The organism is Microbispora sp. NPDC088329, from assembly GCF_040685655.1.
GTDB lineage: Bacteria > Actinomycetota > Actinomycetes > Streptosporangiales > Streptosporangiaceae > Microbispora.
Genome location: NZ_JBFBIP010000009.1, coordinates 1 through 14,971, shown reverse-complemented (window position 1 = coordinate 14,971; position 14,971 = coordinate 1). Strand labels below are relative to the sequence as shown.

The following is a 14,971-nucleotide window of genomic DNA, read 5'->3' as shown; positions in this document are numbered from 1 at the left end:
GCGTAGCGGGCCAGGGCAAGCCGATTCGCGGACGTTTCGTCCCGTGGCGCGGCGGCGCGATCATTCGGGGGAGGCGAGCCAGGCGTCGACCTCGCTCAGCAACTCCTTCTTCACCGCGTCGGGCGCCGCCGACGACCGGATCGACTGCCGGGCGAGTTCGGCGATCTCCGCGTCGCCGAAGCCGTACACGTCCCTGGCGAGTTCGTACTGCGGCAGCAGCCTGGCGCCGAACAGCAGCGGGTCGTCGGCGCCGAGGGCGATCGGCACCCCGGCGTCGAACAACCGCCGCAGCGGCACGTCCTCGGGCCGTTCCACCACCCCGAGGCCCACATTGGACAGCGGGCACACCTCGCAGGTGACCTGCCGGTCGGCCAGCCGCTCCATCAGCCGGGGCGACTCCGCCGCGCGCACGCCGTGGCCGATCCGGTCGGCGCCCAGGTCGTCCAGGCACTCCGCGACGCTCGCCGCGCCCAGCAGCTCGCCGCCGTGCGGCACGGCGAGCAGCCCCGCGCGCCTGGCGATCCTGAAGGCGTGCTCGAACTCCCTCGCGCGGCCGCGCCGCTCGTCGTTGGACAGGCCGAAGCCCACCACGCCCTTGCCCGCGTACCGCGCCGCCAGGCGGGCCAGCGTCCTGGCGTCGAGCGTGTGCCGCGTGCGGTTGGCGGCCACGACCACCGCCATGCCGATCCCGGCGTCCCGGGCCGCCTCCTCCGCCGCGTCGAGGACGAGTTCGAGGGTCTCGGTCAGCCCGCCGAACCGCTGGGCGTACCCGGACGGGTCCACCTGGATCTCAAGCCAGCGCGACCCCTCCCGGGCCTCGTCCTCCGCGGCCTCGCGCAGCAGCCGGCGGACATCCTCGGGCCGGCGCAGCACCGACCGCGCGATGTCGTACAACCGCTGGAACCGGAACCATCCGCGCTCGTCGGTCGCCCGCAGTTTCGGCGGCCAGTCCTCCACCAGCGCGTCGGGAAGATGGACGCCCTGCTCCCGGGCGAGCTCGATCAGCGTCGAATGCCGCATCGAACCGGTGAAGTGCAGGTGTAGATGTGCCTTGGGGAGCGTGACGAGTGGGCGTGCCATCTCCATATGTTGCCGCATCCTCTTCTCAACCCGTCGCCGGGTTGGCGCGTTGGGGAGGGACGAAAGGGGAGCTCATGACCGAAGAAGACGAGGCGGCCTTCGACGAGTTCCTGGCCGCGCGCAGCACCGCCCTCCTGCGTACCGCGATCCTGGTCTGCGGCGCCTCGGCGTCCGACGCCGAGGACATGGTCCAGAGCGCTCTGGAGAAGGTCTACCGTCACTGGCCGCGCATCCGCCACGACAACCCCGAGGCGTACGCGCGCCGGGTCGTGGTGAACGGCGCGATCAGCAAGGCCCGGCGGCGCAGGGTGATCCAGGAGATCACCTTCGCCCAGCCGCCGGAGACGCCCGTGGAGTCGCCCGACTTCGGCCTGCGGGACGTGCTGGTCGCCGAACTCAGGAAGCTGCCGGCCCGGATGCGGGCCGTTCTGGTCCTCCGCTACTGGGAGGACATGTCCGAGGCCGAGACCGCGGCGCTGCTGGGCTGCTCGGTCGGGACCGTCAAGAGCCAGGCCGCCCGCGGCCTGGCCCGCGTGCGTGCGCGCATGGAGAGCTTGGAAGGAGCATCCGCATGAACGTGGAAGAGGCACTGAAGGACGCGATGGCGGCCGAGGTCGCGGGCGCGCACGCCTCGCCGTCCCTCGGCCAGGCCGTACGGCGGCGCAACCGCCGTCACGTCGTCAGGTTCCGTACGGCGGGGGCGGCCGTGCTGACCGCCGCGGTCGCCGTGGGCGTGCCCGTGGCGTTGACGGCCAGGCCCGACACCGCCCTCACCCCGGCCACCGGAGGCGCCGCCACCGGTCCGGCGGCCCCCGCCGCGTCCGGTACGGCCGCCCCCGTCGCGTCCGGGCCCGGCTCCGACGACACGATCGCCGTGCCCGGGAACGTCGTCCCCAACGTGGTCGGCATCCGCGCCGCGGAGGTCGGCGCCCTGCTGAAGGCGGCCGGTTACACGGTGAGGATCACGAAGGTCGTCACCGACGCGGCCCCGGCGGGGACGGTCTTCGCCCAGATGCCGCAGCCGGGGACGGCCGCTCCCGCCGGGGCGGCGGTCACCATCACGATCGCCGCGAAGCCCGCCCCGACCCCCGCCACCACGAGTAGCGAGAACCCGCGGACGCCCCAGGACCTCGGCGACCTGGGGGACGGCCGGACGCTCGGCGGCGTGCACGTCGGCTACCTGCCCGAGGGGCTCGAATGGGGCAAGTGGTCCGGCAAGGACGGGTTCGGTACGAGCAGCTACACCACGAGCTGGGTGGAGCCCGGGCTGGACCCCGGGATGTACAGCATCCAGATCGTGGTCTACCGGAAGGACGCCGCGAAGTCGCTCGAGAAGCGGATGCGGGGCTACGCGGCCCAGGGCGCCGAGCCGGTCGGCGTCGGCGACGCGAAGGCGTACCTGGTCAGCCTGTCCGAGGGGGGCGACCAGCTCAACGACGGAGGCACCCGGACGATCGCGTGGACCCTCGCTTCCGGCGTCGGGGTCGAGGTCATGATGAGTCCCGACTACGAGGCCAAGCTCGGCGCCGCCGCCGACAGGGAGCTCAAGAAGATCGCCGCCGGAGTCGTCCTCGGCAAGTGACCCCGGCCCGTCCCCGCGCCTCCGGTCCCCTCAGCGCCCGGAGGCGCCGGTCGTACGAACCCGGCCCCAGTGGGTCGCCTTTGTAGTGGCGTCTGGGTCGTCTTTGTACTCCACGCTGGGTGAGATTGGTACTGTGCCTGCGTGAGCCGCGATTCCTACATCCCGCGCCTCGTGGATCCGATCATCGACGCCGTCTTTGCAACGCTCCCGGCGATCATGTTGGTCGGACCGCGGGCCACCGGGAAGACCACCACGGCTCAACGACACGTCGAAACGGTGGTACGGCTCGATCGGGACAGCGAGAACGCCGCCTTCCTCGCAGACCCGGATGTCGCCCTGCGTGGGCTCAAAGAGCCCGTCTTGCTGGATGAATGGCAGGTGGTCCCCGAAGTGCTCGGGGCGGTCAAGCGAGCGGTGGACGACGACCACCGGCCGGGCCGCTTCATCCTCACCGGCTCGGTGTGGTCGGACTTCGGGGGCCGGACATGGCCCGGCACGGGGCGGGTCGTCCGCATCGACATGATGGGACTGGCGGTCAAGGAACTCGCGCGCAACAGCGGGAGACTTCCTTTCGCCGACCTCCTCGCTCAGGGACGGGTGGAGGAACTCGCCGTAGCGGCGCAGCCCCCGAACCTGGCCGACTACATCGGCCTGGCGCTGCGCAGCGGCTTTCCCGAGGCTCAGCGGATGCCCGATCCGGTGAGGATGCGGTGGCTGGACAGCTACATCGAGCAGACTCTCACTCGGGACATCGAGACCCTGGACGGACGGCGCGATCCCGTCCGCCTCCGGGCCTACCTGGATGCGCTGGCTCTCAACACCGCGGGCGTGGTCACGGACAAGACGCTCTACGACGCGGCGGGCGTGAACGCCCGCACGGGAGAGGCGTACGAGCGCCTCCTCCGTGATCTGCTCATCGTGGACAAGGTGCCCGCCTGGTTCAGCAACCGGCTGAAGCGGCTGATCCGCGGGCCAAAGCGGTATCTCGCCGACCCGGCCCTGGTCGCCGCCCTGCTGAGAGTGGACGAACAGGCGGTCCTCCGTGACGGCGATCTGCTCGGCCGGCTGCTGGACACTTTCGTGGTCCAGCAGCTACGTGCGGAGGCACCGGTGTGCGACAGCAGGCCCCGCATCTACCACCTGCGTCAGGACCAGGGACGGCACGAGGTCGACATCGTCCTGGAGCTCGGCATGGGACGAGTGATCGGCATCGAGGTCAAGGCCGCGGCCACCCCACGCCACGACGACGCGAAGCACCTCCGGTGGTTGCGGGACGAGCTGGGGGACCGTTTCGTGGCCGGTGTCGTCCTGCACACCGGCCCGCGGATCCACGAGATGGACGAGAAGATCATCGCCGCTCCCATCTGCGTCCTCTGGTCCTGAACGCACACGGCCGGCGGTGATGCGCGGAGGGCAACCTTCCGCGGCGGCCGAGCGTACGTGTGGGCATGAGACTGGATGAAAGCGCGTGAGACCTCCGGACGGGTTCGCCGAGTTCGTGGCGGCCCGTGGCAGGAGCCTGCTCCGCACAGCCCATCTCACCTGCGGCCCTTCAGACGACGCCGAAGACGTGCTGCAGGCGGCGCTGGAGCGGGCCTGCCGTAACTGGCACAGGGTGCACAAGGACGCCGACCCGGAACCGTACGTGCGGCGGATCATCGTCAACCTCGCGATCAGCCGGGCGAGGCGGCGTGCCCTGCTGCGGATCATCCCGACCCACACGCCGCCGGAGACGCCCGCACCGGCCGCCGACGTCGAGTTGCGTCAGGTGCTCATGGACGGCCTGCGGGCCCTGCCCCCGCGCCAGCGGGCCGTGGTCGTTCTCCGGTTCTGGGAGGACATGACGGAGGCGCAGACCGCGAAGGTGCTCGGATGCTCGGTGGGGACCGTCAAAAGCCAGACCGCCAAGGCCCTCGTACGGCTGCGCCGGCTGCTGGGTGCGGAGGTGATCGACGATGTCAGAGCTTGAGAGCGTGCTGCGCCGGGCCATGGCGGACGACACGGCGGGCCTGGCGATCGCGCCGGACCTGGTCGACCGGGTCGTGCGCCGCTCGGTCCGCAGACGCCGCACGCGCCTGCGGCTGCTGGCCGTCGTCGCCGCGGTCCTGGTCGTGGCCGGAGCGGTGCCCGCCTACGTCGCGCTCGTCCCCCGGCACCAGGTCACCGCCGGCGAGACGCTCGCCGAGATCGACGGTGTCGAGGTCGGCTACCTTCCGGAGGGGTTCGGCGGCCCTCCCGAGCGGATCAGGGTGAAGGCCGGCCCGCTGGCCGGCGAGGCGTTGCGATGGAAGGGCGACGGCGGGTTCGTCCAGGTCGGCGTCTACCGGACCGGGCGGAGCCTGGAGGACGCCCTCGACCTCCTCGCCCTGAACCTGGGGCCGGTGGCGAGCGAGCCGGTGAAGAGGACCGGCCCGGTCGTCTTCACCGCCACGGACGAGATGTGGGTGCCGGAGCCGGGCCTCGCGCTCCGGGTCACGACGTCCGCCTCTCTGGAGAGCGAGCTCGGCAGGATCGCCGAGGGGCTGCGCGTCGTCCGGAACCGCGACGTCGGCGGCATGCGGGTGACGTATGTGCCATCCGGGCTGCGCGCCGCGGGCAAGGCCCGCATCAATCTCGGCGGCATCGCCCGCTCATGGACGAACGGCACGAACGACACGCAGGGCGTGACGGTGGAGGTCGTGCACGGCCGCGAGGCGCTCGACCTGGACAGCCTGCGCCAGGTCCCCTGGCCGACGAACGAGGAGCTGTTCGACGTGCGGCGCGTCTCGGTCGGGCCGGCCGCGGCTCTGCAGGGGTCCGTCGCGTCAGCAGGCCGCCGCGTCGACAGGGGCCGCATGCTGCTCTGGGTCGTACGGCCCGGCGTGGGTGTGCGCATCTGGGCGACGACCCCGCTGGCCGGCGAGCTGCGGAGGATCGCGGAAGGCGTCGAGGAGGTGGCCGCGGACGCCGCCGTCACCGTGGACGGCATCGGCGTCCCCGCGAGCCTCGGGGAGCCGTCGGGCGGCGACAGCGCGATGGGCCGCGAATGGTCGGGCATTACCCGATTCTGGGGTGGCAGGCCGGGCGAGGGCCCGTACGTCGCCGTGTCCGTCTACCGGGGACTTGAGGTGGAGGTCGACGGCTGGTTCCGGCAGATCTCCTCCGCGACGCCGCGGGGCGCGTCCGTGGGCGATGTCAACGGCACCCTGCTGACCTGGAAGGAAAGGCCACGTGACGGCGCGGGGCCGTTGGCCGGCCGGACCTTCCTGTGGCACCCCGAGGTCGGCCTCGTCCTCGCGGTGACCGTCGTCGCCGGCCCGGACGACTCGGCGCGGGCCGTGGACGACCTGGCGGACCTGGTCCGGAATCTGCGGGTGCCCTGAACGAGACACCGTAGCTCAGGAAGCGACGATCGGGAGAGGCCCGGCACGCATGCGAAGGGCCCGGGCGCGTTCCCACGCCCGGGCCCTTCGACGCTCCTCGGCGCACCTCGAATCCCGGTGCGCGTGATTCACCGCCGTTCTCGGTGAGCGGCGGTGCGCCGCGGTTCTCAGTGGGACTCGGCCAGGAGCTTGGCCACCCGGCTGACGCCCTCGACCAGGTCGTCGTCGCCCAGCGCGTACGACAGGCGGAAGTAGCCGGGGGTGCCGAACGCCTCGCCGGGCACCAGCGCGACCTCGGCCTCCTCCAGGATGAGCTCGGCCAGCTCGGCCGAGGTCTGCGGGCGCCTGCCGCGGATCTCCTTGCCCAGCAGCGCCTTGACCGACGGGTACGCGTAGAACGCGCCGAACGGCTCGGGGCAGACCACGCCGGGAATCTCGTTGAGCATCCGGACCATGGTCTGGCGGCGCCGGTCGAACGCCGCGCGCATCTCGGCGACGGCCGACAGGTCGCCGGAGACGGCCGCGAGCGCGGCGGCCTGGGCGACGTTGGAGACGTTCGAGGTGGCGTGGGACTGCAGGTTCGTCGCCGCCTTGACCACGTCGGAGGGACCGATCAGCCAGCCCACCCGCCAGCCGGTCATCGCGTACGTCTTGGCCACGCCGTTCAGCACGACGACCCGGTCGCGCAGTTCGGGGACGGCGGTGGCGATGCTGGAGAACTCCGCCTCGCCGTAGACCAGGTGCTCGTAGATCTCGTCGGTCACGACCCACAGGCCCTTGTCCAGCGCCCAGCGGCCGATCTCCTCGACCTGGGCGGGGGAGTAGACGGCCCCCGTCGGGTTGGACGGCGAGACGAACAGCAGCACCTTGGTGCGGTCGGTCAGCTTCTCCTCCAGCTGCTCCACCGAGGCCAGGTAGCCGGTCGTCTCGTCGGTGACCACGTCGACCTGGACGCCGCCCGCGAGCTTGATCGCCTCCGGGTACGTCGTCCAGTACGGCGCGACGACCAGGACCTCGTCACCGGGGTCGAGCAGGGTGGCGAACGCCTCGTAGACCGCCTGCTTCCCGCCGTTCGTCACCAGGACCTGGGCGGCCTCGACCTGGAACCCGCTGTCGCGCAACGTCTTGTCGGCGATCGCCTGCTTGAGCTCGGGCAGGCCGCCGGCGGGCGTGTACTTGTGGAACCTGGGGTTCCGGCACGCCTCGATGGCCGCCTCGACGATGTAGCCGGGCGTGGGAAAGTCGGGCTCGCCGGCGCCGAAGCCGATGACCGGGCGACCGGCCGCCTTCATCGCCTTGGCCTTGGCGTCCACGGCCAGAGTCGCGGACTCGGAGATCGCGGAAATACGTGCGGAGATGCGAGGTCGGGTCATGCCTCCATCGTTCCAGACGCGCCACGCGGTTTCGTCTCCATATCCAGGATGCGGACGGGTTCGCACGGTAGCTTTAGACCGCACAGGAACGGCACCCGGGCCGCCTCCGGGCGGTGCGGCGACCATGTGGTTCGACGGAGTGGTGAATCCCGCGTACACTTCACCGACTAGTGGGCCACGTGAACACCGCGACGGACGCTTCCACGCGTTTCTCGGGTATCGTGGTGCACGGCTTAGGGCACTAGCGCAATTGGTAGCGCACCGGTCTCCAAAACCGGCGGTTGGGGGTTCGAGTCCCTCGTGCCCTGCGGAGTGCGGTCCGCGCAACAATGGCGTGAAAGCGCGCCGCAACTGCGACGGACACGACGGATCAGGTGAGGACTGTGGCGATTGACACCCGCGGCGAGACCGCTGGCAAGCCAGGCAAGCCGACCAGTGACAAGAAGGCAAAGCGCACCTCGCCCGCTCTGTTCTATCGGCAGGTCGTCGCCGAGCTGCGCAAGGTCATCTGGCCCCGGCGCAACGACCTGATCTCGTACACGCTAGTTGTCCTGGTCTTCGTCGTGATCATGGTTGGGCTCGTGTTCGGGATCGATACGCTGCTGGGTAAGGCTGTGCTCTGGCTCTTCGGCGGATCCTGATCCCGCCCAAGACGTCGCAGCACGTCAAGACACCAAGCGAAGAAGGAAGAGTCCCGTGTCCGAGTCCCCGATGCCGGCCGACCGCTCCCATGACGAGCATGACGAGTGGGGCACCGAGCAGGACGAGGCCGTAGCAGAGGTCGAGGAGACCACGGCCGCCGACTCAGACGGCGGTGACGGCGGCGAAGACTCGGCCGAGGCCGCCGCGCAGGTCGACGAGGACGGTGACGTTCTCCCGGACGTCGACCCGGTCGAGGAGTTCAAGCGTCAGCTTCGCGGTCAGTTCGGCGAGTGGTACGTCATCCACTCGTACGCCGGTTACGAGAACCGCGTGAAGCAGAACATCGAGAGCCGTATCGGGTCCCTCAACATGGAGGACTTCATCTTCCAGGTCGAGGTGCCGACCCACACGATCACGGAGTTCAAGGGCGGTAAGAAGACTCCGATCAAGGAGCGCGTGCTTCCCGGTTACGTTCTGGTCCGGATGGACCTGACCGACGAGTCCTGGGCCGCGGTGCGCAACACGCCCGGCGTGACCGGCTTCGTCGGCCTGTCCAACAAGCCGAGTCCGCTGAACCTCGACGAGGTCGCCAAGCTGCTCGCCCCGGAGCCCGCCGAGGAAGTCAAGAAGGCCACGGCCAAGACGACCACCGCGACCGTCGACTTCGAGGTCGGCGAGTCCGTCACGGTCATGGACGGGCCGTTCGCCACGCTGCCGGCCACGGTCAGCGAGATCAGCGCCGAGTCGCAGAAGCTCAAGGTCCTCGTCTCGATCTTCGGCCGAGAGACCCCGGTCGAGCTGTCGTTCAACCAGGTCTCGAAGATCTGACCGTCTCCCGTAGACTCGATAGCCGTCCTCACGCACGCCCTTCTTCGGCGTGCCTGTGAGGCTTTTGTAGGACAAAGGACCCGGAGAAGGACAGATGCCTCCAAAGAAGAAAGTCGCGGCCCTGGTGAAGGTCCAGCTTCCCGCTGGACAGGCCACTCCCGCGCCGCCGGTCGGTACCGCGCTCGGTCCGCACGGCGTCAACATCATGGACTTCGTCAAGCAGTACAACGCGGCGACGGAGGCCCAGCGGGGCAACATCATCCCCGTTGAGATCACCATCTTCGAAGACCGCACCTTCACCTTCGTCACGAAGACGCCGCCGGCGCCCGAGCTGATCAAGAAGGCGGCCGGTCTGCAGAAGGGCAGCGCGAACCCGCACAAGGACAAGGTGGGCAAGCTGACCCGCGAGCAGCTTCGCCAGATCGCCGAGACCAAGATGCAGGACCTCAACGCCAACGACGTCGAGGCCGCGGAGAAGATCATCGCCGGCACCGCCCGTTCCATGGGCATCACCATCGCCGACTGACTTCGAACCCGCCTTGCCGCAGGCGAGGCGATCCAACGCTGTGGGAGGGCCGAAGCGCAGGCCCGGACCACGATCTCCACGAGGAGCATGAAGTGAAGCGCAGCAAGAACTGGAAGAACGCGGCGGCCGAGGTCGACCGCGCGGCCCTGTACGCCCCGCTCGAGGGTGTACGGCTGGCCAAGAAGACCGCGACCACGAAGTTCGACGCGACCGTCGAGGTCGCCCTGCGGCTGGGCGTCGACCCGCGCAAGGCCGACCAGATGGTCCGCGGCACCGTCAACCTCCCGCACGGCACCGGCAAGACCGCCCGGGTCCTGGTCTTCGCGACCGGTGACCGTGCCGAGGAGGCCCGCGCGGCGGGCGCCGACATCGTCGGCTCCGATGACCTGATCGACGAGGTGTCCAAGGGCCGCCTCGACTTCGACGCGGTCGTCGCCACCCCGGACATGATGGGCAAGGTCGGTCGTCTGGGCCGCGTGCTCGGCCCCCGCGGCCTCATGCCGAACCCGAAGACCGGCACCGTCACGCCCGACGTGACCAAGGCCGTCACCGACATCAAGGGCGGCAAGATCGAGTTCCGGGTCGACCGGCACGCGAACCTGCACTTCATCATCGGCAAGGCGTCCTTCGACGACCGCCAGCTCGTGGAGAACTACGCCGCGGCGCTGGACGAGGTGCTGCGTCTCAAGCCGTCGGCGGCCAAGGGCCGTTACCTCAAGAAGGTCACCTTCACCACGTCCATGGGCCCGGGCATCCCGGTCGACCCGAACGTGACGCGGGCGATGACCGCCGAGATCGACGCCTGAGCCGTCGCTCCGGCCGGCAGACCGACGGAAGCCCCCGCCCTTTCCAGGGCGGGGGCTTCCGCGCGTCCAGGGCGGATCACACAACCTTCCCGCGTCAGCCGCCGGACAGCGGCACACCCATGGGCACAGACACCGCTGTCCGTGCACGCGCACCTGCCGAACCGCTAGCGATGTGGAGGGATTGTGCAGGGCTGATGGGGGTTTGCCTGCCCTCGGCGCGCTTGGGGCGTTAGGCGCATAGGGTCAAGGGCAGGTAAAGGGGGAAACGAAGGGATGGAAACAATGCGACGACTACTGGTGGCTGCCGGAGCGGTGGCCGCGATCACGGTCGCGGGATGCGGGACGACCGCGACTCCGTCTCTCCAGAACGTGCAGCTTTCGGCGGCCGAGGCCATTCAGCAGACCGCGAAGAAGGTCGACGACGTCAACACCTATGCCGCGGACCTCGTGGTCAACGTGACCGACGCCAAGGGCGGTCAGGGCGGGGTCGTCCAGGGCACGATGCTCTACCAGAAGACCCCGCAGCTCGCCACCGACATCAATCTCAGCCAGGTGGCGTTCAACGGGCAGAACGTGCCCGGCGGCGTGCGGCTGATCCTGCAGGGCGACGTGGCGTACGTGAAGGTCGACATGCTGAAGACCCTGGTGGGCGCCACCAAGCCGTGGATCAGGCTCGACCTTAAGCAGCTCGGCTCGCAGTCGGGTGTGAACGTCGACCAGTTCCTCGGCCAGGCCCAGCAGTTCGACCTGAAGACGAGCGCCGCCATGCTGACGGCGTCGAAGGACGTGAAGTCGGTCGGCAGCGAGCAGGTCGGTGGGGTGGACACCACCCACTACTCGGGCACGTTCCCGGTGGACGAGGCGGTCAAGCAGCTTCCCGAGGAGCGGCGCGCGCGCCTGCAGGGCGAGCTCGCGAACGCCAAGGACGTCAAGTTCGACGCCTGGATCGACGCCCAGGGCCTGCCGCGCAAGGTCGAGCTGAACGGCGGCGAGCCCAACGCCGGCACGGTCAAGGCCACGGCGATGTTCAAGGCGTTCAACGAGCCGGTCTCGATCGAGGCGCCGGCCGCCGACCAGGTGGGCGAACTGCCGCAGAACCTGCCGCAGCCGTCCGGCCTCGGCGGCTGATTTGGCGTCCAGCCGGTTGACAACGTAGTCTGTCTCCTGCCGAAGACCGCCGGTCGTCGCCGGGCGTGAAGCCTGGTGACCGAAGGATCCACGTGAGTGGACGGCCCGCGTAGGTGTGGAGATGCTTGAGGACGTTCGATGTCCGTCCAAGCCCCGTGCGCCTGCGCCGGGGCTTGTCTGTTTTCCGAGGGCCTTCGCCGGCGGCACATCTGGAAGGAGGCCCATGGCGAAGGCGGAGAAGAGCGTCGCGATCGCCGAGCTCAAGAGTGAGTTCGAGGGATCCAGCGCCGCCGTTCTGACCGAATACCGCGGTCTCACCGTCGCTCAGCTCAAGCAGCTGCGCGTTTCTCTCGGTGGGAATGCGAAGTTCGCCGTGGCGAAGAACACGCTTACCAAGATCGCGGCGAACGACGCCGGGATCACCTCCCTGGACGACCTGTTCCAGGGCCCCACCGCCATCGCGTTCGTCAAGGGCGACGTCGTGGAGGCGGCCAAGGGTCTGCGTGACTTCGCCAAGGCCAACCCCCTCCTGGTGATCAAGGGCGGCGTCGTCGACGGCAAGTCGATGACCCCCGACGAGATCACCAAGCTTGCCGACCTTGAGTCCCGTGAGGTGCTCCTCGCGAAGCTGGCCGGTGCGCTGAAGGCCAAGCAGTCCCAGGCTGCCGCCACCTTCGCCGCGCTGCCCACCACCATGGCTCGACTGGCCGAGGCTCTGCGCGCCAAGCGCGAAGAGGCCGGCGAGTAGGTCCGCGCAGCGGACGGGGGAAGCGCGCACCGCGGTCCCTTACACGTTTTCGAGTTAGATCCACTGGAGGAACACATCATGGCGAAGCTCAGCACCGACGAGCTGCTCGAGACCTTCAAGGAGATGACCCTCCTTGAGCTGTCCGAGTTCGTGAAGGTCTTCGAGGAGACCTTCGACGTCAAGGCCGCCGCTCCGGTCGCCGTCGCCGCCGTCGGCGCCCCCGGCGCTCCGGCCGCCGCCGAAGAGGCCGAGGAGCAGGACGAGTTCGACGTCATCCTCGAGGCCGCCGGCGACAAGAAGATCCAGGTCATCAAGGAGATCCGCGCCCTGACGAGCCTGGGCCTCAAGGAGGCCAAGGACCTCGTGGACGGCGCTCCGAAGCCGGTCTTCGACGGCAAGGTCAACAAGGAGCAGGCCGAGAAGGCGAAGGCCGCCCTCGAGGGCGCCGGCGCCACCGTCACCGTCAAGTAAGACGGTCTCGCAACACGCTTCACCGAAGGGGCGGGTCCATCCAGGTGCCGGATGGGACCGCCCCTTTCGCATGTCCGGAAGTCGTACGGGATCCAGACCCTATGGGCATGGTGGCCCCGTTGATCTATCGTGCGGCATAGGGAGTGTCTGACGCGGGACATGGTGCGTCGGACACGACCGTGGACCGCGCGACGTGAACGGACCGAGACGACCGGGTGCTCAGGAGGTGCGGGGATGCGGCGCGCGCTGACCGCCGGGCTCGTCCTCCTCGTGGCCGCGCCGGCCCTGGCGGCCCAGTATTTCGCCCGAGCCCGTACGGAGGCCCTGACCGCCGTACAGGACCGTGAGATGGCCGTACAGGCCGCGGCGGCGCACGCCGTGAGCCTCATGTCGATCGACCACCGCCGCATCGACGACGACATCAAACGCGCGCTGGCGACCTCCACGGGCCAGGAACGGGCACAGTACGCCGCCGGACAGGCGGTGCTGAGAGCCGCCACGCTGAAGAACAAGGCCGTCCAGACGGGCGTCCTGCGGGCGTCCGCGCTCGCCTCCCTCGCCGGCGACCGGCGTACGGCGCAGGTGCTGATCGTCGGGGACGCGGTGATCCACTGGGAGGACGGCAGGAAGGCCCCTCCCGAAGAACGCTTCTTCCGGTGGCGCATGGACGTCACGAAGGCCTCGGGCCTGTGGCTGGTGGCCCGGGCGGAGCTGGTGCGGTGAGTCGCCTGGTGCGGTCGCTGGCGGTCCTCCTGGCGGCGGGACTGACCGTCGCCGCGGTGTGGCTGCTGCTCGACCTGCGCCGCCTTCAGGCCGCCGAGACGGCCTCCAGGGAGGCCCTCGCGGCCGCCCGTTCCTACGCCCCGGACATGCTGTCGTACGACTACCGTACGATCGAGCGGGACATGCTGAGGGCGGGTGCGCACGCGACCGGTCAGCTGGCGGAGCACTATCGGACGCTCGCGGCGACGCTCGGCCCGGGGGCGCGTGAACGGCGGACGGTCCAGCACGCGGTCGTGGCCGCCGCCGGCGTGGAGTCGGCGACTCCGGACGAGGTCCGGGTGCTGCTGTTCGTGAACCTGGTCACGACACGCTCGGGGCCGGGGCAGGAGGAGCCCAAACAGCAGGTCAGCCAGGGGAGAGCACGCCTGGTCATGGTGACGCAGGGCGACGGCTGGCGGGCCTCCCGGCTGTCCACGCTCCTGGGTGACACGCCCGTTCCCTGAGCACGTAGCTAAATTGTTAGCAAAGAAGGCGTTTAGGCCAGGGCTGTAGATGGGTATTCAGGGCACGGCGGCGTCGACCGACGGTCAGCGTTGGGCCGCTCGCGTGACTGAGCGTTACCCGTCCCCGGTCCCGGGTAGGGACTGGATCCCCGGCGCTCGCTCGGTCCCGAGGGCGGAAAAACCCAGCGTGACGCCCGTCGGTTAGGCGAAATGTCGGCTCTCGGGCTTGACGTTTCGGCGCTGACGGGTGATGCTGCCACCAACGTGGAGCGCAGAGCGATAGCGGAGTGGACAGGTGTATGCCGATCGGCTACACTGCCCCTTTGCGCTGCCCTTTGACGACCGTCTCTCTGAGTAACTCTTAGTCCTGGTCGTCTGGCGTGCGTGTAGTCAGTCCGCGAGCCCTCGGAAGGACATCTGTTGGCAGCCTCGCGCAACGCCTCCGCCGTACCCGCCGGTCCCCGTACCGTGTCGTTCGCACGTATCGAGGAGCCGCTCGAAGTACCCGACCTTCTCGCCCTGCAGACCGAGTCCTTTGACTGGTTGCTCGGGAACGAGAGATGGAAGGGACGGGTTGAGGCGGCTCGCCAGGCCGGGCGCAAGGACGTCCCGGCCCAGTCGGGTCTCGAAGAGATCTTCGAGGAGATCAGTCCGATTGAGGACTTCTCCGGAACCATGTCCCTGTCGTTCCGGGACCACAGGTTCGAGCCGCCCAAGTACTCAGTCGATGAGTGCAAAGACAAGGACATGACCTACTCCGCCCCGATGTTCGTCACGGCGGAGTTCATCAATAACACCACAGGTGAGATCAAGAGCCAGACGGTGTTCATGGGCGACTTCCCGCTCATGACGTCGAAGGGCACGTTCATCATCAACGGCACCGAGCGTGTCGTGGTCTCCCAGCTCGTGCGGTCGCCGGGTGTCTACTTCGACCGGTCGGTCGACAAGACCTCCGACAAGGACCTGTTCGGCTGCCGGGTGATCCCCTCGCGTGGCGCGTGGCTCGAGTTCGAGATCGACAAGCGTGACAGCGTCGGCGTGCGGATCGACCGCAAGCGCAAGCAGCCGGTCACGGTGCTGCTGAAGGCGCTGGGCTGGACCAGTGACCAGATTCTGGAGCGTTTCGGCCAGTACGAGTCGATGCGGGCGACGCTGGAGAAGGACCACACCTCCGGCCAGGACGACGCGTTGCTGGACAT

Annotated in this window: 16 protein-coding genes, 1 tRNA gene and 1 pseudogene; 16 read left to right on the top strand and 2 right to left on the bottom strand. The window is 69.3% G+C overall.

Translation table 11 applies throughout. The annotated features are described in order from the left end of the window. Positions 1-60 precede the first annotated feature (60 nt). Entirely contained in the window at positions 61-1,080 is a 1,020-nt protein-coding gene (locus AB0O28_RS18210) for an adenosine deaminase (protein ID WP_363641481.1), read from the bottom strand. Between the two features lie 74 nt (positions 1,081-1,154). Between AB0O28_RS18210 and AB0O28_RS18205 the strand changes: the two genes are divergently transcribed. From AB0O28_RS18205 to AB0O28_RS18185, 5 genes are all read left to right on the top strand, one after another. Further along, positions 1,155-1,655: a SigE family RNA polymerase sigma factor gene (locus tag AB0O28_RS18205; protein ID WP_363641479.1), complete on the top strand. Its 501-nt coding sequence runs from the start codon at positions 1,155-1,157 to the stop codon at positions 1,653-1,655. Continuing rightward, a complete protein-coding gene (locus AB0O28_RS18200; RefSeq protein WP_363641477.1) occupies positions 1,652-2,662 on the top strand; it encodes a PASTA domain-containing protein in 1,011 nt (336 codons plus the stop codon). Before AB0O28_RS18205 ends, AB0O28_RS18200 begins: the two co-directional genes overlap by 4 nt. Positions 2,663-2,803: 141 nt before the next feature. Then, positions 2,804-4,045 (top strand): DUF4143 domain-containing protein, encoded by a 1,242-nt coding sequence (locus tag AB0O28_RS18195; RefSeq protein WP_363641475.1) that lies wholly within the window; start codon positions 2,804-2,806, stop codon positions 4,043-4,045. Positions 4,046-4,130: 85 nt separating this feature from the next. After that, entirely contained in the window at positions 4,131-4,631 is a 501-nt protein-coding gene (locus AB0O28_RS18190) for a SigE family RNA polymerase sigma factor (RefSeq protein ID WP_363641473.1), read from the top strand. After that, a complete protein-coding gene (locus AB0O28_RS18185; RefSeq protein WP_363641471.1) occupies positions 4,618-6,024 on the top strand; it encodes a hypothetical protein in 1,407 nt (468 codons plus the stop codon). Before AB0O28_RS18190 ends, AB0O28_RS18185 begins: the two co-directional genes overlap by 14 nt. Positions 6,025-6,191: 167 nt before the next feature. On the opposite strand, the gene AB0O28_RS18180 is transcribed toward AB0O28_RS18185, so the two are convergent. Next, positions 6,192-7,397: a pyridoxal phosphate-dependent aminotransferase gene (locus AB0O28_RS18180; RefSeq protein ID WP_363641469.1), complete on the bottom strand. Its 1,206-nt coding sequence runs from the start codon at positions 7,395-7,397 to the stop codon at positions 6,192-6,194. Positions 7,398-7,632: 235 nt separating this feature from the next. On the opposite strand from AB0O28_RS18180, the gene AB0O28_RS18175 reads away from it, so the two are divergent. The 11 genes and pseudogenes from AB0O28_RS18175 to AB0O28_RS18125 form a co-directional block, all read left to right on the top strand. Continuing rightward, positions 7,633-7,705: transfer RNA gene (locus tag AB0O28_RS18175), tRNA-Trp, on the top strand. Between the two features lie 75 nt (positions 7,706-7,780). Continuing rightward, a complete protein-coding gene (gene secE / locus AB0O28_RS18170; RefSeq protein ID WP_363641467.1) occupies positions 7,781-8,038 on the top strand; it encodes a preprotein translocase subunit SecE in 258 nt (85 codons plus the stop codon). Between the two features lie 55 nt (positions 8,039-8,093). Next, complete coding sequence (gene nusG / locus AB0O28_RS18165; protein WP_363641465.1) at positions 8,094-8,867, top strand: transcription termination/antitermination protein NusG; 774 nt, start codon at positions 8,094-8,096, stop codon at positions 8,865-8,867. A 94-nt stretch (positions 8,868-8,961) separates the two neighbouring features. Continuing rightward, positions 8,962-9,393: a 50S ribosomal protein L11 gene (rplK, locus tag AB0O28_RS18160; RefSeq protein WP_193207638.1), complete on the top strand. Its 432-nt coding sequence runs from the start codon at positions 8,962-8,964 to the stop codon at positions 9,391-9,393. Between the two features lie 92 nt (positions 9,394-9,485). After that, positions 9,486-10,199, top strand: a complete 714-nt coding sequence (gene rplA, locus AB0O28_RS18155; RefSeq protein WP_363641463.1) for a 50S ribosomal protein L1 — start codon at positions 9,486-9,488, stop codon at positions 10,197-10,199. A gap of 282 nt (positions 10,200-10,481) precedes the next feature. Then, positions 10,482-11,327, top strand: coding sequence for an LppX_LprAFG lipoprotein (locus AB0O28_RS18150; protein WP_363641461.1), 846 nt, complete (start codon positions 10,482-10,484; stop codon positions 11,325-11,327). A 223-nt stretch (positions 11,328-11,550) separates the two neighbouring features. Next, the gene (gene rplJ / locus AB0O28_RS18145) at positions 11,551-12,075 is read left to right on the top strand and encodes a 50S ribosomal protein L10 (RefSeq protein ID WP_363641459.1); all 525 of its coding nucleotides are present in this window, start codon (positions 11,551-11,553) and stop codon (positions 12,073-12,075) included. A 78-nt stretch (positions 12,076-12,153) separates the two neighbouring features. Then, positions 12,154-12,546 (top strand): 50S ribosomal protein L7/L12, encoded by a 393-nt coding sequence (gene rplL / locus AB0O28_RS18140; RefSeq protein ID WP_169953189.1) that lies wholly within the window; start codon positions 12,154-12,156, stop codon positions 12,544-12,546. A 234-nt stretch (positions 12,547-12,780) separates the two neighbouring features. Beyond that, positions 12,781-13,269 (top strand): hypothetical protein, encoded by a 489-nt coding sequence (locus AB0O28_RS18135; protein ID WP_363641457.1) that lies wholly within the window; start codon positions 12,781-12,783, stop codon positions 13,267-13,269. Beyond that, a complete protein-coding gene (locus AB0O28_RS18130) occupies positions 13,266-13,772 on the top strand; it encodes a hypothetical protein (protein WP_363641455.1) in 507 nt (168 codons plus the stop codon). Before AB0O28_RS18135 ends, AB0O28_RS18130 begins: the two co-directional genes overlap by 4 nt. A 420-nt stretch (positions 13,773-14,192) precedes the next feature. Then, positions 14,193-14,971: pseudogene (locus tag AB0O28_RS18125) on the top strand (DNA-directed RNA polymerase subunit beta); the annotation flags it as partial.

What these genes read in the sequence shown, in the direction of transcription:
- AB0O28_RS18210 (WP_363641481.1), bottom strand. Translation starts at nt 1,080, where the DNA reads ATGGCACGCCCACTCGTCACGCTCCCCAAGGCACATCTACACCTGCAC.
- AB0O28_RS18205 (WP_363641479.1), top strand. Translation starts at nt 1,155, where the DNA reads ATGACCGAAGAAGACGAGGCGGCCTTCGACGAGTTCCTGGCCGCGCGC.
- AB0O28_RS18200 (WP_363641477.1), top strand. Translation starts at nt 1,652, where the DNA reads ATGAACGTGGAAGAGGCACTGAAGGACGCGATGGCGGCCGAGGTCGCG.
- AB0O28_RS18185 (WP_363641471.1), top strand. Translation starts at nt 4,618, where the DNA reads ATGTCAGAGCTTGAGAGCGTGCTGCGCCGGGCCATGGCGGACGACACG.
- AB0O28_RS18180 (WP_363641469.1), bottom strand. Translation starts at nt 7,397, where the DNA reads ATGACCCGACCTCGCATCTCCGCACGTATTTCCGCGATCTCCGAGTCC.
- rplK (WP_193207638.1), top strand. Translation starts at nt 8,962, where the DNA reads ATGCCTCCAAAGAAGAAAGTCGCGGCCCTGGTGAAGGTCCAGCTTCCC.
- AB0O28_RS18150 (WP_363641461.1), top strand. Translation starts at nt 10,482, where the DNA reads ATGCGACGACTACTGGTGGCTGCCGGAGCGGTGGCCGCGATCACGGTC.
- rplJ (WP_363641459.1), top strand. Translation starts at nt 11,551, where the DNA reads ATGGCGAAGGCGGAGAAGAGCGTCGCGATCGCCGAGCTCAAGAGTGAG.
- rplL (WP_169953189.1), top strand. Translation starts at nt 12,154, where the DNA reads ATGGCGAAGCTCAGCACCGACGAGCTGCTCGAGACCTTCAAGGAGATG.
- AB0O28_RS18135 (WP_363641457.1), top strand. Translation starts at nt 12,781, where the DNA reads ATGCGGCGCGCGCTGACCGCCGGGCTCGTCCTCCTCGTGGCCGCGCCG.